Source organism: Laedolimicola intestinihominis, from assembly GCF_040096155.1.
Lineage (GTDB): Bacteria > Bacillota > Clostridia > Lachnospirales > Lachnospiraceae > Laedolimicola > Laedolimicola intestinihominis.
The window spans coordinates 97,693-121,078 of sequence record NZ_JBBMFE010000005.1; the positions used below are offsets into that span (position 1 = coordinate 97,693).

21 protein-coding genes are annotated in these 23,386 nt (G+C 51.4%); 18 read left to right on the forward strand and 3 right to left on the reverse strand.

What is annotated here, in order from left to right; all coding sequences use genetic code 11:
* Positions 1 to 46 precede the first annotated feature (46 nt).
* From WMO29_RS07320 to WMO29_RS07350, 7 genes are all read left to right on the forward strand, one after another.
* Positions 47 to 1,663 carry a hypothetical protein gene (locus WMO29_RS07320; RefSeq protein ID WP_349164362.1) on the forward strand — a complete coding sequence of 539 codons (1,617 nt, stop codon included), beginning with the start codon at positions 47 to 49 and terminating at the stop codon, positions 1,661 to 1,663.
* Positions 1,664 to 1,970: 307 nt separating this feature from the next.
* Entirely contained in the window at positions 1,971 to 3,071 is a 1,101-nt protein-coding gene (locus WMO29_RS07325; RefSeq protein WP_349164363.1) for a TRAP transporter substrate-binding protein, read from the forward strand.
* 99 nt (positions 3,072 to 3,170) lie between these two features.
* On the forward strand, positions 3,171 to 3,770 hold the full coding sequence (locus tag WMO29_RS07330) for a TRAP transporter small permease subunit (protein WP_178039984.1): 600 nt from the start codon (positions 3,171 to 3,173) through the stop codon (positions 3,768 to 3,770).
* Positions 3,771 to 3,787: 17 nt separating this feature from the next.
* A complete protein-coding gene (locus WMO29_RS07335; protein ID WP_349164364.1) occupies positions 3,788 to 5,065 on the forward strand; it encodes a TRAP transporter large permease in 1,278 nt (425 codons plus the stop codon).
* Between the two features lie 45 nt (positions 5,066 to 5,110).
* A complete protein-coding gene (locus WMO29_RS07340; RefSeq protein ID WP_178039982.1) occupies positions 5,111 to 6,220 on the forward strand; it encodes a mandelate racemase/muconate lactonizing enzyme family protein in 1,110 nt (369 codons plus the stop codon).
* A gap of 3 nt (positions 6,221 to 6,223) precedes the next feature.
* Positions 6,224 to 7,132 carry a dihydrodipicolinate synthase family protein gene (locus WMO29_RS07345; RefSeq protein WP_349164365.1) on the forward strand — a complete coding sequence of 303 codons (909 nt, stop codon included), beginning with the start codon at positions 6,224 to 6,226 and terminating at the stop codon, positions 7,130 to 7,132.
* A gap of 6 nt (positions 7,133 to 7,138) precedes the next feature.
* Positions 7,139 to 7,969: an SDR family oxidoreductase gene (locus WMO29_RS07350; protein WP_178039980.1), complete on the forward strand. Its 831-nt coding sequence runs from the start codon at positions 7,139 to 7,141 to the stop codon at positions 7,967 to 7,969.
* A gap of 68 nt (positions 7,970 to 8,037) precedes the next feature.
* Here the strand turns inward: WMO29_RS07350 and WMO29_RS07355 are convergent, their stop codons facing one another.
* A complete protein-coding gene (locus tag WMO29_RS07355; RefSeq protein WP_349164366.1) occupies positions 8,038 to 8,787 on the reverse strand; it encodes a FadR/GntR family transcriptional regulator in 750 nt (249 codons plus the stop codon).
* A 176-nt stretch (positions 8,788 to 8,963) separates the two neighbouring features.
* Here WMO29_RS07355 and WMO29_RS07360 point away from each other — a divergent pair, with 176 nt between their 5' ends.
* The 3 genes from WMO29_RS07360 (at position 8,964) to WMO29_RS07370 (ending at position 10,912) form a co-directional block, all read left to right on the forward strand.
* Positions 8,964 to 9,665: an acyl-[acyl-carrier-protein] thioesterase gene (locus tag WMO29_RS07360; RefSeq protein WP_349164367.1), complete on the forward strand. Its 702-nt coding sequence runs from the start codon at positions 8,964 to 8,966 to the stop codon at positions 9,663 to 9,665.
* A gap of 82 nt (positions 9,666 to 9,747) precedes the next feature.
* Positions 9,748 to 10,584, forward strand: a complete 837-nt coding sequence (locus tag WMO29_RS07365; protein ID WP_349164368.1) for a CvfB family protein — start codon at positions 9,748 to 9,750, stop codon at positions 10,582 to 10,584.
* A 94-nt stretch (positions 10,585 to 10,678) separates the two neighbouring features.
* The gene (locus tag WMO29_RS07370; RefSeq protein ID WP_178039972.1) at positions 10,679 to 10,912 is read left to right on the forward strand and encodes a polya polymerase; all 234 of its coding nucleotides are present in this window, start codon (positions 10,679 to 10,681) and stop codon (positions 10,910 to 10,912) included.
* Between the two features lie 186 nt (positions 10,913 to 11,098).
* Here WMO29_RS07370 and WMO29_RS07375 read toward each other — a convergent pair whose 3' ends face one another.
* Complete coding sequence (locus tag WMO29_RS07375; protein ID WP_349164370.1) at positions 11,099 to 11,869, reverse strand: type III pantothenate kinase; 771 nt, start codon at positions 11,867 to 11,869, stop codon at positions 11,099 to 11,101.
* Positions 11,870 to 11,902: 33 nt separating this feature from the next.
* A complete protein-coding gene (locus WMO29_RS07380) occupies positions 11,903 to 12,511 on the reverse strand; it encodes an ECF transporter S component (RefSeq protein ID WP_349164371.1) in 609 nt (202 codons plus the stop codon).
* Positions 12,512 to 12,684: 173 nt separating this feature from the next.
* Between WMO29_RS07380 and coaBC the strand changes: the two genes are divergently transcribed.
* From coaBC to argF, 8 genes are all read left to right on the forward strand, one after another.
* Positions 12,685 to 13,896: a bifunctional phosphopantothenoylcysteine decarboxylase/phosphopantothenate--cysteine ligase CoaBC gene (gene coaBC, locus WMO29_RS07385; RefSeq protein ID WP_349164372.1), complete on the forward strand. Its 1,212-nt coding sequence runs from the start codon at positions 12,685 to 12,687 to the stop codon at positions 13,894 to 13,896.
* A gap of 9 nt (positions 13,897 to 13,905) precedes the next feature.
* A complete protein-coding gene (locus tag WMO29_RS07390) occupies positions 13,906 to 17,388 on the forward strand; it encodes a DNA polymerase III subunit alpha (RefSeq protein ID WP_349164373.1) in 3,483 nt (1,160 codons plus the stop codon).
* A gap of 83 nt (positions 17,389 to 17,471) precedes the next feature.
* Positions 17,472 to 18,452: a 6-phosphofructokinase gene (gene pfkA / locus WMO29_RS07395; protein ID WP_178037974.1), complete on the forward strand. Its 981-nt coding sequence runs from the start codon at positions 17,472 to 17,474 to the stop codon at positions 18,450 to 18,452.
* 14 nt (positions 18,453 to 18,466) lie between these two features.
* Positions 18,467 to 19,252 (forward strand): TrmH family RNA methyltransferase, encoded by a 786-nt coding sequence (locus WMO29_RS07400; protein ID WP_349164374.1) that lies wholly within the window; start codon positions 18,467 to 18,469, stop codon positions 19,250 to 19,252.
* 418 nt (positions 19,253 to 19,670) lie between these two features.
* On the forward strand, positions 19,671 to 20,690 hold the full coding sequence (locus WMO29_RS07405) for an SH3 domain-containing protein (RefSeq protein ID WP_349164375.1): 1,020 nt from the start codon (positions 19,671 to 19,673) through the stop codon (positions 20,688 to 20,690).
* 178 nt (positions 20,691 to 20,868) lie between these two features.
* Positions 20,869 to 21,309, forward strand: coding sequence for an NfeD family protein (locus WMO29_RS07410; RefSeq protein ID WP_178037977.1), 441 nt, complete (start codon positions 20,869 to 20,871; stop codon positions 21,307 to 21,309).
* Positions 21,310 to 21,365: 56 nt separating this feature from the next.
* Positions 21,366 to 22,247: an SPFH domain-containing protein gene (locus WMO29_RS07415; RefSeq protein WP_435391121.1), complete on the forward strand. Its 882-nt coding sequence runs from the start codon at positions 21,366 to 21,368 to the stop codon at positions 22,245 to 22,247.
* A 149-nt stretch (positions 22,248 to 22,396) separates the two neighbouring features.
* The gene (gene argF, locus WMO29_RS07420; protein ID WP_349164376.1) at positions 22,397 to 23,386 is read left to right on the forward strand and encodes an ornithine carbamoyltransferase; all 990 of its coding nucleotides are present in this window, start codon (positions 22,397 to 22,399) and stop codon (positions 23,384 to 23,386) included.

The following is a 23,386-nucleotide window of genomic DNA, read 5'->3' on the forward strand; positions in this document are numbered from 1 at the left end:
ACCGGAGGAAAAGTGATATGGAGAAGCTGGTCTCTGCGGGAGGCTGATGAATGATATCGTACTCAATGAGGGAACCTTCGATGCGGACGGTAATTATTCCGATGGGACAGCGGTAGAGTGGACGCCAATTGGAACTTATGAAGCGCCCTACACAGGTACATTTGATGGTGCCGGTCATACAATTCGGGGATTGTATACCAATAGTAGTGATGACTATCAGGGTCTTTTCGCAAAGCTGGAGAATGCCACAGTGAAAGCTCTGACAGTAACGGGATATATAGAAGGGTATGATTATGTCGGCGCCATCGCGGGAGAAGCGATAGGTACCACCAGTATTTCAAGCTGCAGGAGTGAATGCACGATAAAAGGTGATGATAATATTGGCGGTATTGTGGGAGAGAGCTATGATAGCGTTGTCATCCGTGATTGCTATAATGCGGGTGAGATCCGTGGAGACGGAGATATCAGCGGCATCGTAGGAGATGCCAATGACAATACAATTATCGAGAATTGTCACAATACAGGCGCGATTACCAGTGACGACGATGATATCGGCGGTATTGCAGGTGTTATCTATGATAATGTTATCGTCCGAAATTGCAGCAATACCGGTACCGTGAGCGGCGATGACGATATCGGTGGTATCGTAGGAGATATCAATGACAGTGGAGTCGTTGAAAATTGCTATAATACCGGTGAGGTGAGCGGTGATGACGATATCGGCGGTATCGCAGGAGAAACCCCGGAAGCAGGAGGCATACAGGATTGTTATAATCTGGGTAAAGTAACAGGTAACAGTCATACAGGCGGTGTGGCAGGACATCATAGAGGGGAAATGGAATCCTGTTATAATATGGGTACTGTTAGCGCTACAGGCGGTGAAAGCAAATATGGAGCGATTGTGGGTTATGTCTATGGGGATGATTACGATGATGAGCACTATGGCGGCAAAATAAAGAACTGCTATTATCTGAACGGCACAGCAGAAAAGGGCATCGGAGCAAACGACAATACCAGCGAAAGCGAGGTTGTGGCACCGACAGCCTATGAAGCAGCCGACTTTGCCAACGGCACCGTGCTGAATCTGTTGATTGCCAACCGCACCGGAGATGAGAATCCCTGGGACACCGAGGGCTGCAAGCCCCTGACCGATGCGGCAGAGGATACGACAGAACTCCCGGTACTGGCATGGCAGAGGCTGGCGGCACGGCATCACGGCGGGGAGGCCACCTGCAAGGACAAGGCGGTCTGCAGCGGCTGCGGAAAGGAATATGGCAGCCTGAATATGCAGAATCATATCCACCTTCAACATGTTCCGGCAAAGGCGGCGACCAAGACCGCCGAGGGCAATATTGAGTACTGGTACTGCGACGGCTGCGGCAAATATTACAGCGACGAGGCCGCCACAAAGGAAATTACAAAGGACGCGACGATCATAGCGAAGCTTACGGAAAAGCCGGCTGACACAAAGCCGACCGACACGAAATCGTCCGGCACCAAAACAAGCCATAGTAAATCAACAGCTTCCAGTCCGAAAACAAATGGCAAGAGCCCGGAAACCGGCGATACAAACGTCATTTCCTTATGGCTGGTTCTGCTGCTCCTCAGTGCCGGTGCGGCATTTGGCGCAGTGATCGGCAGCAGAAAAAAATATAACAAGTAAATAGAACGCAGAATACAGGGGAAATGTGGGAACTACCAGAAGGGACTGCCGCTTCATCATCGATAACAGGTGATGGAGCGGCAGTCCCTTTTGCCTGTACATGCATAGGAAATGTTTCCAAAAGGATTTGTTCTGTCAAAACAAAATAATTGTAGGACAATAATGTGAATAAATAGACAAAATGCATAAAATCATCATAAATATATTGGCGAAAAACAACATTTACAAACAAATAAACAGAGGATATAATAAAGATACAGTAGAAATTGTCCTACAAATACGGAAAACATTAAAAAGGAGGATAACTATGAAAAAGAAAGTTTTGGCAGCGCTTCTGGCAGCAACGATGGTAGTCGGAATGACCGCATGCGGCGGTTCCAAGGATGCGACCGCAGACGCACCGGCAGCAGACACCACCGAGGACACAGCGGCAGACGCCGCAGATACCGCCTCCACCGGAGACGCGAGCTACGTGATTAAGCTGGGTATGACCCAGGGCGATGTTCCGAGAGAGGAAAGCGCGGAGGTAACCTGGACTGAGCGGTTTAAGGAAGAGGTAGAAAAGAACAGTAACGGACAGATCAGCGTAGAGATTTATCCCTCCGGACAGCTGGGAAGTGTAGAGGAGAACCTGGCGGGACTTCTGAACGGTTCTCTGGAGATGACGGTAGCAAATGTAAACTCCCTGAACAACATTTATGCTGACACCATGGCTTTAAGCTGCCCGGCTCTGTTCAAGGACGAGGCACAGTGCGACGCGGTTCTGTCCGGCGAGTGGGGACAGGAATTCTTCGGCAAGATCGGCGAGGAATCCGGTATCCATGTACTGGCAGCCTTCTGTAACGGTATGCGTTGTTTCACCACCACAAAGACTCCGCTGACTACCGTAGACAGTGCAAAGGGCATCACCTTCCGTGTCATGCAGAGCGAGGTTTGCGAGAAGATGGTATCCGCAATCGGCGCGAACCCGGTTCCCATGGCAGGCAGCGAGATGTATACAGCGCTTCAGAACGGTACTGTAGATGGACAGGAGAACCCGCCTGTAAATATTCTGAACGACAAGACTTATGAAGTACAGAAATACATGGTTCTGGACAAGCACATCGCTTCCATCGTAACCTTCGCTATCAGCGAGAAGTTCCTGGATTCTCTGCCGGAGGATCTGCAGAAGGTTGTAACCGACGCGGCAGAAACTGTTACTCCGGAGGCTTCTGAAGTTTGCAAAAAGCTGAACGACGAAGGCGTGGCAAAGCTGGAAGAGTACGGCATGGAAGTTTACACACCGACCGAGGCTGAGCTGGAAGACTGGCACTCCGCTATGAGACAGCCCTGTATTGACTACGTAACCGGTCAGGTAGGCGAGGATGTAGTAAACGGACTTTTGACAGCAATTGAGCAGGCAAACTAAAAAGAAATAAATTAGGAAACTGAAAAGCTGCCTGTTTGTATATGTAAAATATTCAGACAGGCAGCTTTATTAAAGAAGAAAGAGAGGTGCAGGAGGAGAATGAAAAAAGCTGTATGTGGAATTTATAACGGCATGAACAAGATATCCGGCGTGATACAGAAAATTCTGGAAGCTGTTGTGGTACTGCTGGTATTGAGCTGTGCCGCGGACCTGCTTTTGCAGGTTACATATCGATTCATTCTGGTCAATTTTGTAAGCTGGTCCTGTTCATGGACCACAGAGTACGCGCAGGACGCCCTGATTTGGATTACTTATCTGATGGTAGGCATCTGTTATAAAGAGGGAAGCATGGCTTCTGTCAATGTAATTTATGACAAACTTGGAAAAAAGGGAAAGGTAGTACTGTACTGTATTACCAGAGTCATTGTATTCATCTTCCTGGTTATGGGACTGAAATATGGCTGGGACGCAATTATTTCCATGCTGACCTGGAGTTCCACCAGTCTGCATCTGCCGGGATATCTCCTTTACAGCGCGCCGTTCCTGGGCTGTATTCTTATGGGATATGAGGCAGTGACCGAGACACTGGGCGTATTATGTGGAGAATTACTTCCTTTTGTGGGCCGTCCGCCGAAGGAAGAGGAGATAGAACTGACCGAACAGGAGAAAGAAGAACTTCGCTCCATCGAGGGTGAATAGAAGGGAGATGAGAAATCATGTTAGCAGCCGTTTTACTGATTATTTTTCTGCTGGTTGTAATTGTAGGCGTTCCGATTAGCTTCGCCATGGGCTTTATGACCATTTCGGCGTTCACCATCGGAAATGGAGCCATGGTTATCATCCCTCAGAAAATGTTTTCAGGTGTATACAATTTCACCTATATGTGTATCCCGCTGTTCATTTTGGCCAGCGAGATCATGAGCCGCTGCGGACTGACCATGAGCATCGTAAAATTCTGCGATACCCTGGTGGGACATATACGGGGCGGTCTGGCACACGTCAATATTCTGGCAAGTATGCTGTTTGCGGGAATCTCCGGATCCGCTACGGCGGATGCTTCGGGATTGGGTCGTATCGAGATGGAAATGATGACCAAAGCTGGATATACCAAGGAGTATTCCGCGGCGGTTACGGCGGCCAGCGCCATCATCGGACCGATTATCCCGCCCAGTAATATTATGATTATTTACGCAGTGTGCGCGTCCAACGTATCTGTATCGGCCATGTTCCTGGGAGGCATTATGCCCGGTATCGTGCTGGGCTTGGCTGAGATGCTGCTCTGCTACTATTTCGCACGGAAATACAATCATCCCTGCAGAGCAAGACGTTCTTCTGCAAGAGAGGTTTTGCATTCCTTCAAGCGTTCTCTTCCGGCCCTTGGCCTGCCGATTATCATTCTGGGCGGTATCGTGAGCGGCGTATTTACCGCCACAGAGTCCAGTGCGGTAGCAGTATTCTATGCGTTAATTGTAGCCATTTGCAAGCGTCAAATTACCTGGAAGAGTCTGGTGGAATGCTGCAAGAATACGGCGAAAACCACAGCGAACGTTATGCTGATTATCTCCATCGCGTCAGCTATGAGCTACGCTATCACCGTACTGCGTATTCCCCAGGCCATGGTAGAAGTCTGCATGAAGTATGTAAACAGCCCGGCAGTATTCCTGCTTCTGGTGAATCTCATTCTGCTGATTCTGGGCTGCGTGCTGGATCAGAGCCCGGCGCTGCTGATGATGACCCCGATTCTGCTTCCCATCGCCATGAAATACGGCATCGACCCGGTTCACTTTGGCGTACTGTGCTGCTTCAACCTGACCGTAGGCCTGATTTCCCCGCCAATCGGCATGACGCTGTTCGTAACGGCAAATGTGGCGAAGGTAAAACTGACCGATTTGTTCAAACAAATCATACCCTTTGTACTGGTTGGCCTGGCAGTACTTGTGCTGATTACCTGGGTACCGGCCCTGACAACCTTTATTCCGAATTTATTTTCATAATATAAAATGACAAAAATCTATTTTTCATAATATGAGGTGACAACTATGAATGATTTAAAAATTACAGGCATTGACGTAACGCTTTGTGAGACAAGAGTAAAAGGAAATTTTGCGGATTCCACCCGAAATGTGGAGACTATCGGCTTTGCAGTGGTAGACGTGAGTACAGACCAGGGTCTGCACGGCATTGGTGTTACCTACCATGAGGTAGGCGGCGAGGCCATCCGTGATTTCATTAAATATGCGATTGAACCCAAGATGATTGGAAGAAGCCCCTTCGAGACGGAAGTGCTGTATGAGGAGAACTTCCACTATATGCGCGGCGTTGGCCGTAAGGGACTGGCCTTCTGCGCCTACAGCGCTGTGGATATCGCGCTTTGGGATCTGAAGGGCAAGGCTCTGGGTATGCCTCTGTTCCGTCTGCTTGGCGGCACCAATCCGGAAGTACCGATTTACGCGTCCGGCGGATGGACCAGCTATTCCACAGAGGAACTGGTAGCGGAAGCGAAAATGATGGTTTCCAAGGGCTACAAGAAGATTAAGCTGAAGGTCGGCGTAGAGGGCGGCAACAACCCGGATGAGGACGTAAGACGTGTGGCTGCAGTCCGCGAGGCTATCGGCCCGGACATTGGCTTTATGCTGGATGCCAACAATGTGTGGCGCGCGGCGACTGCCATCCAGTTTGCTAATAAGATTCGCGAGTACAACATTGAGTTCTTCGAGGAGCCGGTATTTGCAGACGATATTCCGGGACTGGCAGAATTTAAGCGTGGCACCGACATTCCGCTGGCTACCGGCGAGCATGAGTATACCCGTTACGGCGTGCGCGACCTGTTTCTGAATCATGCGGTAGATATCCTGCAGTGCGACGCCACCCGTGTGGGCGGCTACACCGAGATGCTCCGTATCATGGCTTTGAGCCAGGCCTTTAATAAGGCATTCGCGCCTCATGGCATGGAGCATATGCATATGCATCTGGTTGCGGCTGCACCCAACGGCGTATATCTGGAGAAGTTGTTTATGTTCGACGAGGTTGTAAAGAGCGTATACCTGAATGCGCCGGAGCCGGTAAACGGTATTATGACTATTCCCGAGAAGCCGGGTCTCGGCCTGGAGTTGAACATGGATTATATCAAGGAGTGTAAGGGGAGATAGAACATGTCGAATAAAATCGAAGGAATCGCGGTTCCGATTCTGACACCGATTAATGAGGTGGAGGAAATCAACCATGAGCAGCTGGCGGCCCTCACCGACTATGTGGCGGAGGGCGGCGTAAACGCCATTTTTGTAAATGGAACAACGGGCGAATTTGCCAGATTTTCCCAGAAATCCCACCAGGAGCTGGTGAGTACCGTGGCCAAAGCCGCAAAGGGCAGAGTGGCGGTTCTGGCCGGCGTCAGCGAGTGCGGTACCCGTCTGGTCATTGAGAATATCAAGCGGGCTGAGGAGGCGGGAGCAGACGCCATTGTGACCACCATGCCTTATTATTTCCCGACCACCAGTATCCGGGAACAGATCGAATTCACCGAGGATGTGACAGCCAGCACGAAGCTTCCGGTGCTTCTGTATAATATTCCGCCGGTGACAGGCTATTCTCTGAACGAGGAACTGTTGGATCACGTCTGCGACATTGATAACCTGTATGGTATCAAGGACAGCAGCGGAAAGGCAGAGAATTTTCTGAAGCTGAAGGAACGCTACGGCGAGAAGCTGAAGATCTTCGTGGGCGCCGAGGAATTGAATTATTTCGGCCTGAAAAATGGCGCGGACGGTCTGGTTCCGTCCCTGGCGAACCCATTTCCGAAGGTGCTGGCGGCGGCTTGGAAGGCGTCCCGAGAGGGCGACTGGGAGGCATGCAAGAAGCACTGTGACCTGGTGGATGAGATGAATAAGCTGAACCGGTTCTCTGACAGCTGGATGAGTCCGAATATCTGGCGGAAAGAGGCGCTGGCCCAGATGGGGATTATGAGCGCCGCGTTTACGAAGCCCTATATTCCGGTTTCAGAGGACGACAAAAAGAAGATTGCAGAATGGATTTCCTATTATAAGACAAATTACGGAGAGTGATAGTGTATGGAAGACAAACTGTTTAGCGTAAGAGATAAAATCTGTGTAATTACCGGTGGTATGGGTCAGCTGGGGGCCCAGTATGTGAAGGCGTTCCTGAGCCGCGGCGCGAAGGTAGCCGTATTTGGCAGACATGTGGGCGAGGACAAAGTACAGAAGGTGTTTGAGAAGGACGAGTATGAGAGCCCGAACCTGAAATTTTTCCAGGTAGACATCACCAGTAAGAGTGATCTGAATAAGGCTCTGGATCAGATGGAAGAAGCTTGGGGAACTCCGGATGTACTGGTAAATAATGCCGGAATTGATACGCAGCCCAGTGCTCCGCCCGAGGTATCCGGACCTTTCGAGAACTTCCCGGAGGAGGTGTTCCGGGAGGTAGTAGATGTGAATCTGGTGGGTACCTTCCTGACCTGTCAGGCCGTAGGTGCGCGCATGGTCAAGGCCGGAAAGCCGGGTTCTATCATCAATGTGGGTTCCATCTACGGCATGGTTTCCCCGGTGCAGGATATCTACGCCTACAAGGAGAAGATGACAGGAATTCCCTTCGTCAAACCGGTGGCGTATTCCGCGGCCAAATCCGGTATCTACAACCTGACCCGTTATCTGGCGACCTACTGGGGAAAGAAAAATATCCGTGTCAATACCTTTACGCCCTCCGGCGTATGGCGTGACACCCAGGACGAGTATTTCCAGGCCAACTACTGCAGTCGGATTCCGATTGGACGGATGGCCAAAGAAGACGAGTATAACGGGGCTATCATTTTTCTGGCCTCCGATGCTTCCCGTTATATGACAGGTTCCAACCTGATTATGGACGGCGGATGGACGGCCTGGTAAAAACTGTAAAATACAAAAAACCGGAAAGCTTTTAAGCCTTCCGGTTTTTTGTATCGCTTCGTGTCTCGTTACTGGGGAGCTTCCGTCTCTTCCTTTTTTTTCTGCATCCGCTCGTATTCCGCATCGATCATAGCCAGCTGGTAATTCTGCATACCCAGCTTCACATGTTCCCGCATGGCTGTTTCGCCCAGTTCCGGGTCATGCAGGTCAAAGGCCCTGAGAATCTTGAAATGGGGCAGAATCGCTTCCTGGGGGCCATTGGGCAGACGCAGACTCTGGTAGCGGAAATCCTGGGTCCGGCTTTGGAAAAACCGGAAAATATTGATTAAGAGCTGATTTTGGGACAGCTCGATGATGGAGTCGTGAAAATTACCCTCCTGAAGCAGGATGGATTGCATATCATGTTCCTGGGTGGCTTTCACAAAGGCATTGTGAATGGAATGTAGTCGGGCCAGATCCTTCTGGGAACAGCGCTCGATGGCCAGCTTGGCCGCCAGAGGCTCACAGACGGAACGAATCTCCAGATAGTCCCGGACCTCCACCTGATTTTGGTTGAACCAGAAGATAACGTCCTCCTCGTCCTGAATTTCCCCGGTGCGGCGGACGAAAGCGCCCCGCCCGGGTTCCAGGGTAATGTAGCCGGTGGAAGCGAGAATTCGCAAGGCCTCCCGGAGGCTGTTACGCCCCACGCCCAACTGCTGGCACAGCTCCTTCTCCGTCGGAAGATGCTCGCCCTTTTTTAAGTCTGAGGTGAAGAGAAACTGCTTGATCTGCTCCACTGCTTTCTGCACCACAGAACCATAATTTTCTGATTTCATATGTATCGATCCCCATCGTAAAAAATACCTTTTCTACACAAAAGTGTAACGAAAAAGAGGGAAAATGTCAATATTTGCAAGGAATCGATTAGAGAGAAAAAGGCGGATTTACTTGTGTTTTCGCAAAGGTTTCTGTATAATAGAGGCGAAACGCAGGCGGATAAGGAGGACATCTTATGTATTCATTTAAAAGCCGCGTCCGCTACAGCGAGGTGGGCGAGGATAAGAAGCTGTCGTTGAACAGCATTATTAACTATTTTCAGGATTGCAGTACCTTTCAGTCAGAGCTGCTGAATAACGGTGTGGAGCGCCTGGAGGAGCTGCATCGAGTCTGGGTGCTTTCTTCCTGGCAGATAGTGATTGAACGGTATCCGAAGCTCTGTGAGGAGATTGAAATAGGAACCTGGCCCTATTATTTTAAGAATTTCGCAGGCTACCGTAACTTTATCATGCGGGATAAAGAGGGAAAGCTGATAGCCTACGCCAACAGCCTCTGGAGCTTTCTGGACACGGATACGGGACTTCCGACCCGGGTGCCGGCGGATATTGAACAGGCTTATGTGCTGGAAGAAAAACTGGACATGAAGTACGCTTCCCGGAAGGTGCCGATGCCGAAGAATGGCGGCATGAAGAAGCCCTTTGCGGTGCAGAAGCATCATCTGGACACGAATCACCACGTGAACAACGGCCAGTATATTCAGATGGCCCGGGAATACGTACCGGAGGATTTCCCTATTCACCAGATGAGGGCCGAGTATAAGAAATCAGCGCTGCTGGGCGACATGATTTACCCGGTGGTGGCGCTGGAGGACGAGCGGTATACGGTGGGACTGTGTGATGAGCTGGGACGGCCTTATGCGGTCATAGAACTATCGTAAGTATTATTTAAGTAACACTGGCCCGCGAGGCGTTTTGAAATAGCGGAAGGAACGAAAAGAACAGGAGACGGAAACACTAAAAATGATTGAATTAGGAAAAAAACAGGAATTAACCGTAATAAAAAGGGTGGAATTCGGCGTTTACTTAGGTGAGCAGGAGGGCGCGGAGGAGCGCGTGCTGTTGCCGAAGAAGCAGGTGCCGGAGGGGACGGAGATTGGTTCGAAGCTGACAGTCTTTGTGTACAAGGATTCCAAAGACCGCCTGATTTCCACTACAAATGAACCAAAGCTGGAGTTGGGCGGCCTGGCCGTCCTGAAGGTGGCTCAGGTGGGCAAAATCGGTGCTTTTCTGGACTGGGGGCTGGAGAAGGATCTGCTGCTGCCCTTCCGGGAACAGACCCGCCGGGTGCATGAGGGCCAGGAGGTCCTGGTGGCCCTCTATATCGACAAGAGCAGCCGCCTCTGCGCGACCATGAACGTGTACGAGTATCTGGAGCTTCAGTCTCCTTATAAAAAGGACGACCGCGTCAAAGGAACCGTCTACGAGATAAGCGAGGAGTTCGGCGCGTTTGTGGCTGTTGATAACCGCTACTCCGGACTGGTGCCCCGAAAGGATTTCCATGGCGGAGCGAAAATAGGCGACATTGTGGAGGCCCGGGTTACCGGCGTCCATGAGGACGGCAAGCTGAACTTAAGTCTCCGGGAAAAAGCCTACCTGCAGATGGACTCAGACGCGGAAGCTGTGCTGGCTGTCATCGACGAATTTGACGGCGTTCTGCCCTTTACAGACAAAGCGTCGCCGGAAGTGATTGAACGGGAGCTGCATTTAAGCAAAAATGCGTTCAAAAGAGCGGTGGGAAGACTCTTAAAAGAGGGCAAAATAGAGATAACCGAGAAGAGTATCCGCCGAAAAGTATAAAAAATGTTAAATTTTATGAAAATTGAAAAATAGTGCTTTCCAAAGCCGGACTTTGCGGTTATAATAGGGAAAGAGAAGAAAGGGGTGAATTAGAATGAAAGTACAGAACATTACCGACATCGATAAATTCTTCAAGGTAGTAGACAGCTGCAAGGGTAAGGTTGAGCTGGTTACAGGTGAGGGCGACAGACTGAACCTGAAGTCAAAGCTTTCCCAGTATGTATCTATGGCGAACATCTTCTCCAACGGAGAGATTCCGGAGCTTGAGATCATCGCGTACGAGAAGGAAGACATCGACAGATTAGTTTCATTTATGATCAATGGTTAATTAAGAACGGGGTACGTGTTCCTGCGGGAACGGATACCTCGTTTTTTCTGCCCAAAAATCAGAAAAAACGAGAAAAAGGAGCGAATGCCAGATAGGTGATTACTCATCTATGCAGCATTCGCTCCTTTTTATCTGATATCTGTAGCAGACTGCTTTGGACAGGCGGGGAAAAGGATGTGCCGATTTCTACGCCGGACAGTTCTTATAATACAGAATCAGCAGCCCCTTCAGAAGCAGATCGTCATCCAGTATAATCTCATGCCTGCACAGCGGTGTAATCACCCCGGCCAGCCCGCCGGTGGCTACTACGGTGCACTCCTCACCTAGCTCCTCGTTGATTCGATCAATCAGCCCGTCCATGGCTCCGGCATTTCCATAGAGGATACCGCTTTTCATGGAATCAACGGTGTTACTTCCGATGAGCCGCTTTGGCTTTTCCAGCGAGATATAAGGCAGCTGTGCCGCCTTGCCGGACAGGGCGTTCAGGGAGACAGCCACGCCGGGTAAAATCATTTTCCCGATATAAGCTTTGTCCTTATTGATGACAGAGACCGTGGTGGCAGTTCCCATGTCAATGATGATCTGGGGTACCGGATAGCTGTGTACGCCTGCTACAGCACCCACGATCAGGTCGCTGCCCTGCTGGGCAGGGTCGTCCACCGCCAGCTTAATGCCGGTTTTGATGCCGGGTCCAACCACCAGCATGCGGGCACCGGTGAATTTCTCGGCCGCTTCCTTCAGCGTATTGGTGACAGAAGGAACGACGGAGGAAATGATGCCGCCTTTGATTTGGAAAGGCTTTATTTCATGCAGATCCAGCATTTCCCGGATAATGGTGGCATATTCCAGGGCCGTGGAATCCTGCTCCGTGGAAAAACGCTCCAGAAAGAGAAGCTGATCCTTAAGAAAACAGCCCATGACAATATTCGTATTTCCAATATCAATGGTCAGAATCATGTTTTCCTCCGTAAATAAATCATTTTCCGAAAATTAGTCGCGGTTAACCAGGCCAGCCTTCAAAAGTGCGAAGCCCACCGCTCCGGTAATAATTGTAGATGAAACCATCTCGCAGACAGCATTGATTCCTACAAAGCCGCATACGAAAAGAATGATATTCTTGCCGCCGATGAGGCCCTGCATGTATTCGGTATTACCGAAGAGAACCACAAGTGCGGTCATGAAAAACAGCGTATTTAAAAATGCGGAAAAGAAGCCGGTAACGAAGCAGCTAAGACGCGCGTTCGAAGCCTTCTTTACACCGCGGAAGATATATCCCAGCAGCAGACCGTCCAGAAGACGGGGTACAAAGCGCTGGATAAAAGCCAGTACAGGGTTAATTCCGAAAAGGACGACTCCCATGGAGCTCACTCCGCCCACACCGATGCACTGTAAGAAGCTGGTCAGTCCGAATACGGCTCCCGCGGCAGCTCCGCCTGCAGGTCCCAGGGTAATGGCAGCCAGTGCGACAGGGATCACGTTGAACGAGATAGCCAGAGGCCCGATGTTCAGGTATCCCAGAGGCGTATAAGCCATCAGAAGTAAGATGCCGGTCAGCAGTCCGAGAACGGTTAGCTGCCGTGTTTTGGTAGATGTTTTCATATTCAGTTTTCCTCCTTGTTATTATTCCCCAAGCGGGGATACAATACAATTACGGGCTAATGATAGCATAGGAAATGAGCGGATTCAAGCAAATAAAAAGTTCAGGGGCCTTTGTATTGAAAAAAATGCGAAATTCCCATATAATCAAGGGGGATAAACTGGGAGGAAATACGATGACATTTGATAATAAAACCTTAAAAGGAAAGACCGCGGTGCTGGCCGTGACCGGCAGTATCGCTGCGTATAAAATTGTAAATCTGGCGCGTATGCTGAAAAAACTGGGCGCCAACGTACAGGTTTTGATGACGAAGAACGCCACGGAATTTATCACGCCGCTGACCTTCGAGCAACTCACCGGCAATAAGTGCCTGATCGACACCTTCGACCGGAATTTCCAGTATAATGTGGAGCATGTGGCGTTGGCTAAGCAGGCGGACGTGGTGCTGGTGGCTCCGGCTTCCGCCAATGTGATCGGCAAAATCGCGAACGGCATTGCCGACGACATGCTGACCACCACAGTCATGGCCTGCCCCTGTAAGAAAATCATTTCTCCGGCCATGAATCACAACATGTACCACAACCCCATCGTCCAGGATAATATCGAAAAGCTGGCCCGCTTCGGCTACGAAATCATCCCGCCGGAGACCGGTATGCTGGCCAACGGCGACAGCGGCGACGGTCGGATGCCCGATGAAAGACTGCTGCTGGAATATATTTTAAAGGAAATCGCCTGTGAGAAGGATCTGGCGGGAAAAAAGGTGCTGGTAACCGCGGGGGCGACCCGGGAAGCCATCGACCCGGTGCGTTTTATCACCAACCATTCCACCGGGAAAATGGGCTTTGCGCTGGCTCATGCGGCCATGCTGCGTGGTGCTGATGTGACCGTCGTAGCCGGACACACCGAGGCAGAAGTCCCCCTTCTGGTGAACGTAGTGCGTGTGACTTCGGCACAGGATATGTTTGAGGCCGTGAAAGAGCGCGCGGAAGAATCCGACGTGATTATCAAGGCCGCTGCCGTGGCGGATTATACGCCGGTGACGACCGCAGACCATAAAATCAAGAAGGCCGAGGGCGGACTTTCCATTGAGCTGACCAGAACCCGGGATATTCTGAAATATCTGGGCGGGCACAAGCGGGAAAGCCAGGTGCTCTGCGGCTTCGCCATGGAGACGGAAGATCTGCTTCAGAACGCGAAGAAGAAGCTGGAGAGTAAGAACTGTGATCTCATCTGCGCCAACAGTCTCAGAAAGGCAGGCGCGGGCTTCGGTGGGGATACGAACTGCGTGACCGTGCTGACGAAAGACGGGGAGCGGGAGCTTCCGCTGCTTTCGAAAGAAGAAACTGCCCATGAGATTTTAAACGAGATCTGTAAAAAACTGGGATAAGGAGACTCCATGTCATTTGTACATTTACACACCCATACAGAATACAGCCTTCTGGACGGCTCCAATAAAATAAAAGAATACGTGGCCCAGGTGAAGAAGCTGGGCATGACTGCCGCAGCTATTACCGACCACGGAGCCATGTTCGGCGTCATCGACTTCTATCGGGCGGCCCGGGCGGAGGGGATCAAGCCCATCCTGGGCTGCGAGGTCTACGTAGCTCCCAACTCCCGGTTCGACAAGGAGACCACCGGCGGCGACGACCGCTATTATCATCTGGTGCTGCTGGCCGAGAACAACCAGGGCTACGCCAACCTGATGAAAATCGTGTCCCGGGGTTACGTGGAAGGCTTCTATTATAAGCCCCGTGTGGACATGGAGGTACTGCAGGAGTTCCACGAGGGAATCATCGCCCTGTCTGCCTGCCTGGCAGGCGAAGTACCCCGGTACATCCAGAAGGGACTCTACGACGAGGCAAAAAAATCCGCATTAAAGTATGAAGCAGTTTTCGGAAAAGGAAATTATTTCCTGGAGTTGCAGGATCACGGCATTCCTGAGCAGAAGACGGTCAATCAGGCGCTGCTTCGCATGAGCCGGGAGCTGGATATTCCGTTGGTAGCCACCAACGACTGCCACTATACCTATGCCCGGGACGTGAAGCCCCACGACATTCTGCTCTGTATCCAGACCGGCAAAAAGCTGGCGGACGAGGATCGTATGCGCTACGAGGGCGGCCAGTATTATGTGAAGTCTCCCGAGGAGATGGATGCTCTGTTTCCTTATGCGAAGGATGCATTGGAGAATACGGGTAAAATTGCCGAGCGCTGCAATGTGGAAATCGAGTTCGGCGTCACCAAGCTGCCGAAATACGATGTGCCCGAGGGCTACACTTCCTGGGAATACCTGAACAAGCTGTGCTTCGACGGCCTGTCAGAGCGCTATCCCAATGACGACGGCACCATGCGCGACCGTTTGACCTACGAGCTTGGCGTCATTCAGAAGATGGGCTATGTAGATTATTTCCTGATCGTCTGGGACTTCATCCATTATGCCAGAGAGCACGGCATAGCGGTAGGCCCGGGGCGGGGATCCGCAGCCGGAAGCATCGTTTCCTATACCATGGGAATCACCAACATCGACCCCATGCGCTATCAGCTGCTGTTCGAGCGTTTTCTGAATCCGGAGCGTGTGTCCATGCCTGATATCGACGTGGATTTCTGCTTTGAGCGTCGTCAGGAGGTCATCGACTATGTGGTCCGCAAATACGGCAAGGACCGGGTAGTACAGATCGTAACCTTTGGTACCATGGCGGCCCGGGGCGTCATCCGGGACGTGGGCCGTGTTATGGATCTGCCGTACAATTTTGTGGATTCCATCGCGAAAATGGTGCCCCAGGAGCTGAATATCACTCTGGAAAAAGCCCTGAAAATGAATCCGGAGCTTCGGAAGAGCTACGAAAATGACCCGCAGGTGCAGGAGCTCATCGACATGTCCATGCGTCTGGAGGGACTTCCGAGACACACATCCATGCACGCGGCGGGCGTCGTCATCAGCCAGAAATCCGTGGACGAATATGTACCCCTGTCCCGGGCCTCCGACGGTTCCATCACCACTCAGTTTGTCATGACTACCCTGGAAGAGCTGGGCCTTCTGAAAATGGATTTTCTGGGCCTGCGTACCCTGACGGTCATTCAGGACGCGGCCCGTATGGCGTCCGAGCGAACCGGACAGACGATAGACATTGATAAAATAGATTATGACGACCCGGCGGTTTACGCTTCCCTTGGAACCGGTAAGACCGACGGCGTGTTCCAGCTGGAAAGCAGCGGCATGAAGGGATTCATGAAGGAACTGAAGCCAAAGAGCATGGAGGACGTCATTGCCGGAATTTCCCTGTACCGTCCGGGACCCATGGACTTCATTCCCCAGTACATCAAGGGTAAGGATCACCCGGAGAGCATCACCTACGACTGCCCTCAGTTGGAGGAGATCTTAAAGCCCACGTACGGCTGCATTGTCTACCAGGAGCAGGTTATGCAGATCGTACAGAAGCTGGCAGGTTATACCCTGGGACGAAGCGACCTGGTACGTCGTGCCATGTCCAAGAAAAAGGCTTCCGTCATGGAGAAAGAACGGCAGAATTTCGTCTTCGGAAATCCGGAGGAGGGCGTGCCGGGCTGTATCGCAAACGGCATTCCAGAGCAGACAGCCCAGAAGATTTATGATGAAATGATTGATTTTGCCAAGTATGCCTTCAACAAGTCCCACGCGGCAGCTTATGCGGTGGTGGCCTATCAGACGGCCTGGCTGAAATATTATTATCCGGTGGAATTCATGGCGGCATTGATGACCTCTGTCATTGATAACTCGGGAAAGGTATCCGAATACATCCTGACCTGCCGCCAGATGGGCATCGATATTCTGCCCCCGGATATCAACGAGGGGGAGGCCCGTTTTTCCGTGTCCGACGGCGCGATCCGTTTTGCGCTATGCGCGATCAAGAGCATTGGCCGTCCGGTGGTGGAATCCATCATTGAGGAGCGGAAGCTTGGCGGACGTTTTAAGAGCCTGACAGATTTCATTGAGCGCATGGGCGGCAAGGATGTGAATAAGCGTGTAGTGGAGAACCTGATTAAGGCGGGCGCTTTAGACAGCCTCGGCGGCAACCGGCAGCAGTTTATGATAGCCTACGCAGGGATCATGGATGGCGTGGCCCAGAGCCAGAAGACCATGATGACCGGCCAGCTTTCCCTTTTTGACCTGGTGGGCGAGGAGGAAAAGGAGAGCTTCCAGGCCAAACTGCCCGATGTGGACGAGTACCCCAAGGAGCTCATGCTTTCCTTTGAAAAAGAGGTGCTGGGCGTCTATGTCAGCGGCCATCCGCTGGAGGAATATATGGATCGCTGGAAGAAGAACATTACAGCGGTGACCACGGATTTTGCCCTGGATGAGGAGAGCGGAGCTGCGAAGGTGCATGACGGGGAATCCGTCGTCATCGGCGGCATGATTACCGGCAAAACCATCAAATACACCAAGAACAATAAGGTCATGGCCTTCCTGCAGATCGAGGATCTGCTGGGTACGGTGGAAGTAGTCGTATTTCCGAATGTGTATGAGCGAAGCGGCGAGGTACTGCAGGAGGATGCGAAGATCTTCATCAGCGGCCATGCGGACGTGGGCGACGACCGGGCGGGTAAGCTTATCTGCGACCGGATCATTCCTTTTGACGCAGGCAGAAAAGAGCTGTGGATTCAGTTCCCGAATCAGGCGTCCTGTCTGGAACGGGAGCAGGAGCTGCTGACGATGCTTGCCGACAGCGACGGAAAAGATCCGGTGGTGCTTTACGCGGCGGCAGAGAAGAGCGTGAAGCGTCTTCCTGCAGGACGAAATGTAAACGCAGATCCGGAGTTGATTGGAAAATTGGAAAAAAGTTTCGGTAAAGGAAATGTAAAAGTTGTAGAGAAACGTATTGAAAATATAAGGCGGATGAAGTAAAATCACATTCAAGGATGTTATAAAATGATTGGCAGTAACAGTCCAGGAGATGAGAACCCGGACGGACGCGAGGAGGAATCATTATGGCAAAAGAGATTAAAACCATCGGAGTACTGACAAGCGGCGGCGATGCGCCGGGTATGAACGCGGCAGTCCGCGCTGTAGTACGTAAAGCACTGGTAAACGGCAAACAGGTAAAAGGAATTCTCAAAGGCTATACCGGACTTCTGGACGAAGAGATTATAGATATGTCCGCAAATGATGTATCCAACACCATTGAGCGCGGCGGTACAATGCTGTTCACTTCCCGCTGTAAGGAATTCATGACCGAGGAAGGCCAGAAGCGCGGCGCGGAGATCTGCCGGAAGCACGGCATCGACGGCATCGTAGTCATCGGCGGAGACGGTTCCTTCCGTGGAGCCCAGAAGCTGGCGGCCTTAGGCATCAATACCATCGGCGTACCGGGCACCATCGACCTGGATATCTCCTGTACCGAGTACACCATCGGCTTCGATACAGCAGTGAATACAGCCATGGAAGCCATTGATAAGGTACGTGATACCTCTACATCCCATGAGCGCTGCAGCATCATCGAGGTTATGGGACGTAACGCAGGCTATATCGCCCTGTGGTGCGGCATCGCCAACGGCGCTGAGGATATTCTGCTTCCGGAGAATTACGACTACGACGAGCAGAAGATTATCAACAACATTATCGCCAACCGGAAGCGCGGCAAAAAGCATCACATCATTGTAAATGCCGAGGGCGTCGGACATTCCACCAGTATGGCCCGCCGCATTGAAGCGGCCACCGGCATCGAGACCAGAGCCACCATTCTGGGCCACATGCAGCGAGGCGGAAGCCCCACCTGCAAAGATCGTGTTTACGCATCCATGATGGGAGCCATGGCAGCAGACCTGCTCTGCGAGGGCAAGACCAACCGCGTAGTAGGGTACCAGCACGGACGTTTCCAGGATTTCGATATCGACGAGGCGCTTGCCATGGTAAAGGGCATCGATCCGTACCAGTATCAGGTGGCAAAAGACCTGTCCAAGCACTGTTAGGAGATATTAACTATATGATAACAAGTACGGCGAACCAGCAGGTAAAACTGCTGGTTCAGTTGAATAAAAAAAGAAAACTCCGGGACGAGCGGGGTGTATTCCTTGTAGAGGGCCCGAAAATGTTCCGGGAGGCTCCAAGGGAGCGGCTTGAGAAAGTCTATTTTTCAGAAAGCTTCTATGAAAAGCATAGAGAAGCGCTTGCCAGACGGATTCAGTCGGAAAAGCTGGATTATGAGATTCTGGACGACCATGTATTCAAGACCGTCAGCGATACCCAGACGCCCCAGGGCGTGCTCTGTATCGTGCGGCAGCAGGAAAGCTCGCTTGATGCATTTTTGAAGGCGGAAAAGCCGTTGTTACTGCTCCTTGAGAACCTGCAGGATCCCGGCAATCTGGGAACAATTCTCAGGACGGCAGAGGGCGCGGGCGTGACCGGCGTGATCTTAAGCAAGGGCTGCGTGGATCTGTATAATCCGAAGACGATCCGGTCTACGATGGGTTCCGTATATCGGGTTCCGACCTTGTATACAGAAGATCTGTGCCAGACAGTGGAAGTATTGAAAAAGCATGGAATCCGCTCCTACGCAGCGCACCTGAAGGGTGCGAACTTCTACGACCAGGAGAACTATCAGAGCGGTACCGCCTTCCTCATCGGAAACGAGGGAAACGGGCTCACAGAGGAGCTGACGGAAAAGGCAGATACGCTAATCCGAATCCCCATGGAGGGCCAACTGGAATCCCTGAACGCAGGCGTAGCGTCGGCCATCCTCATGTACGAAGCCTATCGTCAGAGACGATAAATAAAAAACCAGAAGGTTCGGGCAGCCGGGGCGGCAAAAACTTTCCTAAGCGAATCCCTAGTTTGGGATGAGTCTGGAAAATTTTTGCCGCCCCGGCTGCCCGAACCTTCGTCCGTCCTATTTCAAAAGCTTCGCCTTCACCGTCGTATATTCCTATACAAAACAATATAACATATGCTAATTCGGAAAAATGGGTGACACTTGAATGACTGCACGCAATTTCATTCTTTTGGATGAGGGGAATCATAGTCGGTTTTCGGTTAGAATTGGCTAAATTATTGACAAATGCGGTTTGCTCTGCTACAATACCTCTCGTAACAGAAATGTAACATTTGTAATAATAATTGTAATATGTGACATAAAAATGTTAAATATCAACAGCTCGCATCATTGCAATTAAGACTTACAGGAGGTTTTTATGAACGCAATCAGCAAAAAGATACCTCTGTTTTTGGCATTAGTTTTCGTCTGGGTTCTGGGCTGCGGCTTTGATAACCTGGAGGTTGAGACATCAGCAGGTATCGAGTCCGTTATGGCGGATCTGACAAGCGAAGATTTTGAAGCACTGCAGATAGAGGATGAGTGGGGAGAAAAGGTTCTCGCCAATGTAGAGGATTATGTGACGGTCCGTCAGGAGCCAAATGCGGATTCCAAGGCCATTGGCCGGATGTTTAAGGGTGACGGCGGCATGATCATCGAGCAGACAGAGGACGGCTGGACGAAAGTGAAGTCCGGTAACGTGGAAGGCTATGTGAGCAATGAATACCTGCATTTCGGCCAGGATGCCTACGAGGCATCCCAGGAGGCTGCCACACTGACAGCGACTTCCCTGACCGGCGGACTTCGGATTCGTTCCGAGGCAAGCACGGAAGCGAAGATTCTGAAAAACGTGGAAGAGGGCGCGAAGCTTACGGTTATCGAGCAGCAGGACGAATGGGTACAGGTGCAGTACGCGGAGGATAAGACAGGTTTCGTTTCCGCAGAGTTTGTGGATGTGAATTATGAGTTGGGCGAAGCCATGACCATGGAAGAGATCGAGAAGAAAGAGGCTGAGGAGAAGCGGGAGAAGCTGAAGCAGCAGCTCACTGCCATGCAGGCCAATGGCGACGAGGTTACCCTTCTGGCAGCCCTGATTCAGGCGGAGGCCGGCAATCAGCCCTATGAAGGCCAGGTAGCCGTAGGCGCGGTGGTTATGAACCGTGTGCGCAGCGGCCGCTACAGCAGTATTCTGGCAGCTATTTACGCGCCGGGTCAGTTTGGCGTGGTCAGCAACGGAAGCATAGGAAGATACTTAAGCAATCCGAAGGCCAGCTGTCGTCAGGCGGCGCAGGAAGCTATCAACGGTTACACCACGGTGGGAAGCTTTACGCATTTCAAGAACGCGGCTTCTCCGGTCAGCGGCGATCATATTGTGATCGGAAATCACGTATTCTACTAAAGGATAAGAAAAATCAGGCAGGGGCTGCCGCGGGAAACGCGGCGGCCCCTTTCAGAATTCTTAATAATAATTTTTCTTGTGCAAAAGGGAAAACTATAGTATGATAAGCAATAAGTAAACCCCGCAGGAAAGCAGTTTTCGGGGTTACAAATCGCAACAGAAAGGGGAGTGCGAAGCGATGGATGCCATGTATTGGCTGATATTACTGATTGTACTGGTTGTGGTTGAGATTATTACGCTGGGCCTGACCACCATCTGGTTTGCCGGAGGGGCGCTGGCAGCGTTTGTTCTCGCAATGCTGGACGTCCCGCCTGTGATCCAGTGGGCAGTGTTCTGCGTGGTGTCTCTGGTGCTGCTGTTCGGAACCAGACCCTGGGCGCTCCGGTTTTTCAACAGCCAGAAACAGGAGAAGACCAATGTGGACAGCCTGATTGGAAAAACCGCTGTGGTAACAGCTGAAATTCACAATCTGGAAGGGCGTGGAGAGGTTCTTGTAAATGGCCTGACCTGGACGGCACGGGCAGAAAATGATTCCGAAGTCATTTCCGGGGATGTCCCTGTGGAAATCATAGCCGTAGAGGGCGTGAAGCTGATTGTGAGAAAGAAGAAGGAGGGCTGATTATGCCAAATTTTGTAGGAACTATTTTAGTACTGGTACTTGTATTATTTATTCTGATGATTATTGCTTCCTGCATCAAGATTGTTCCCCAGGCGCAGGCGCTGGTTATCGAACGTCTGGGCGCGTACATGGGAACCTGGGGTGTGGGAATTCATTTCAAGGCGCCGTTCATTGACCGTGTGGCGAAGCGCGTGACCTTAAAGGAGCAGGTAGTAGACTTTGCTCCCCAGCCTGTTATCACCAAGGATAACGTAACCATGCGAATCGATACAGTTGTATTTTTCCAGATTACCGATCCGAAGCTGTTCGCCTACGGCGTGGAGAATCCGATTATGGCTATCGAAAATCTGACAGCGACTACCCTTCGTAATATCATCGGAGACCTGGAGCTGGATCAGACTCTGACGTCCCGCGAGGTTATCAATACCAAGATGCGCGCGTCTCTGGACATCGCCACAGACCCCTGGGGCATCAAGGTAAACAGAGTAGAGCTTAAGAACATCATCCCGCCGGCTGCTATCCAGGACGCTATGGAGAAACAGATGAAGGCAGAGCGAGAGCGCCGTGAGGCGATCCTTCGCGCTGAAGGTGAGAAAAAGTCTACGATTCTGGTAGCAGAAGGACAGAAGGAATCCGCGATCCTGGATGCAGAGGCAGAGAAGCAGGCAGCCATCCTTCGGGCAGAGGCGAAGAAGGAAGCGACCATCCGTGAGGCGGAAGGTCAGGCGCAGGCTATCCTGAAAGTACAGCAGGCGAACGCGGACGGCCTGAAGATGCTCAAAGAGGCATCTGCAGACAGCGCGGTACTGCAGCTGAAGAGCCTGGAGGCATTTGCCAAGGCGGCAGACGGCCAGGCTACCAAGATTATCATCCCGTCCGATATTCAGGGACTGGCCGGTATGGTGAAGGCTGTGGCAGAGGTAGCAAAGGAAAACTGATTTTTACGAAGAATAAAAGGCTGCGGTCCGAATATTTTGGGCCAGCAGCCTGATTGTTGTTGTTCACTTTGTTCACAGGAACTTCTCGGAATAGTGAATGTGAACAGTAAAATAAGTATGAATACAGACGTTGGTGGAGGACAAAAGAAATGGATTTAAAAGGACGCGATTTTCTGACATTGAAGGATTTTACTCCGGAGGAGATTGAGTATCTGGTGGATTTGGCGGCCAGCCTGAAGACCCGCAAGAAGGCCGGTATTGTAGAGCGCGATATGCGCGGCAAAAACGTGGCGCTGATTTTCGAGAAGACCAGCACCCGTACCCGCTGTGCCTTTGAAGTGGCGGCTCACGATATGGGCATGGGAACCACCTATCTGGATCCGTCAGGTTCTCAGATTGGCAAGAAAGAAAGCATCGCGGATACCGCGCGGGTCTTAAGCCGCATGTTTGACGGCATCGAGTACCGCGGTTTCGGACAGGAGATCGTAGAGGAGCTGGCGAAATACTCTGACGTACCGGTATGGAACGGCCTGACCAACGAATATCATCCCACACAGATGCTGGCAACCCTGTTGACAGTCAAGGAGCATCTGGGCCATCTGAAGGGCGTAAAGCTGGTATATATGGGAGATGCCCGCTACAATATGGGCAATTCCCTGATGATCGCCTGTGCAAAGATGGGTATGCACTTTACCGCCTGCGCGCCGAAGAATTATTTCCCGAATGCGGAGCTTGTAGCTTACTGTGAAGGCGTGGCAAAAGAGACCGGAGCGACCATTACCCTGACCGAGGACGTTATGAGCGGTACAAAGGGCGCCGACGTCATTTATACCGATGTATGGGTATCCATGGGAGAGCCCGACGAGGTATGGGAGAGCCGCATCCACGAGCTGATGCCCTATCAGGTCAATAAAAAGGTCATGGACAATGCGGGAGCCCAGGCTATCTTCACTCATTGCCTGCCGGCGTTCCACGATTTGAAGACAAAGATTGGCAAGCAGATTCAGGAGAAATTCGGCATCACCGAGATGGAGTGTACCGACGAGGTATTCGAGTCCGCCCGGTCCGTAGTCTTTGACGAGGCGGAAAACCGTATGCACACCATCAAGGCGGTTATGGCAGCTACACTGGGGGCTTAA

Excerpts from the sequence above, each read along its gene's own strand:
- WMO29_RS07320 (WP_349164362.1), top strand. The coding sequence starts at position 47 with ATGAATGATATCGTACTCAATGAGGGAACCTTCGATGCGGACGGTAAT.
- WMO29_RS07325 (WP_349164363.1), top strand. The coding sequence starts at position 1,971 with ATGAAAAAGAAAGTTTTGGCAGCGCTTCTGGCAGCAACGATGGTAGTC.
- WMO29_RS07330 (WP_178039984.1), top strand. The coding sequence starts at position 3,171 with ATGAAAAAAGCTGTATGTGGAATTTATAACGGCATGAACAAGATATCC.
- WMO29_RS07335 (WP_349164364.1), top strand. The coding sequence starts at position 3,788 with ATGTTAGCAGCCGTTTTACTGATTATTTTTCTGCTGGTTGTAATTGTA.
- WMO29_RS07340 (WP_178039982.1), top strand. The coding sequence starts at position 5,111 with ATGAATGATTTAAAAATTACAGGCATTGACGTAACGCTTTGTGAGACA.
- WMO29_RS07345 (WP_349164365.1), top strand. The coding sequence starts at position 6,224 with ATGTCGAATAAAATCGAAGGAATCGCGGTTCCGATTCTGACACCGATT.
- WMO29_RS07350 (WP_178039980.1), top strand. The coding sequence starts at position 7,139 with ATGGAAGACAAACTGTTTAGCGTAAGAGATAAAATCTGTGTAATTACC.
- WMO29_RS07355 (WP_349164366.1), bottom strand. The coding sequence starts at position 8,787 with ATGAAATCAGAAAATTATGGTTCTGTGGTGCAGAAAGCAGTGGAGCAG.
- WMO29_RS07360 (WP_349164367.1), top strand. The coding sequence starts at position 8,964 with ATGTATTCATTTAAAAGCCGCGTCCGCTACAGCGAGGTGGGCGAGGAT.
- WMO29_RS07365 (WP_349164368.1), top strand. The coding sequence starts at position 9,748 with ATGATTGAATTAGGAAAAAAACAGGAATTAACCGTAATAAAAAGGGTG.
- WMO29_RS07370 (WP_178039972.1), top strand. The coding sequence starts at position 10,679 with ATGAAAGTACAGAACATTACCGACATCGATAAATTCTTCAAGGTAGTA.
- WMO29_RS07375 (WP_349164370.1), bottom strand. The coding sequence starts at position 11,869 with ATGATTCTGACCATTGATATTGGAAATACGAATATTGTCATGGGCTGT.
- WMO29_RS07380 (WP_349164371.1), bottom strand. The coding sequence starts at position 12,511 with ATGAAAACATCTACCAAAACACGGCAGCTAACCGTTCTCGGACTGCTG.
- coaBC (WP_349164372.1), top strand. The coding sequence starts at position 12,685 with ATGACATTTGATAATAAAACCTTAAAAGGAAAGACCGCGGTGCTGGCC.
- WMO29_RS07390 (WP_349164373.1), top strand. The coding sequence starts at position 13,906 with ATGTCATTTGTACATTTACACACCCATACAGAATACAGCCTTCTGGAC.
- pfkA (WP_178037974.1), top strand. The coding sequence starts at position 17,472 with ATGGCAAAAGAGATTAAAACCATCGGAGTACTGACAAGCGGCGGCGAT.
- WMO29_RS07400 (WP_349164374.1), top strand. The coding sequence starts at position 18,467 with ATGATAACAAGTACGGCGAACCAGCAGGTAAAACTGCTGGTTCAGTTG.
- WMO29_RS07405 (WP_349164375.1), top strand. The coding sequence starts at position 19,671 with ATGAACGCAATCAGCAAAAAGATACCTCTGTTTTTGGCATTAGTTTTC.
- WMO29_RS07410 (WP_178037977.1), top strand. The coding sequence starts at position 20,869 with ATGGATGCCATGTATTGGCTGATATTACTGATTGTACTGGTTGTGGTT.
- WMO29_RS07415 (WP_435391121.1), top strand. The coding sequence starts at position 21,366 with ATGATTATTGCTTCCTGCATCAAGATTGTTCCCCAGGCGCAGGCGCTG.
- argF (WP_349164376.1), top strand. The coding sequence starts at position 22,397 with ATGGATTTAAAAGGACGCGATTTTCTGACATTGAAGGATTTTACTCCG.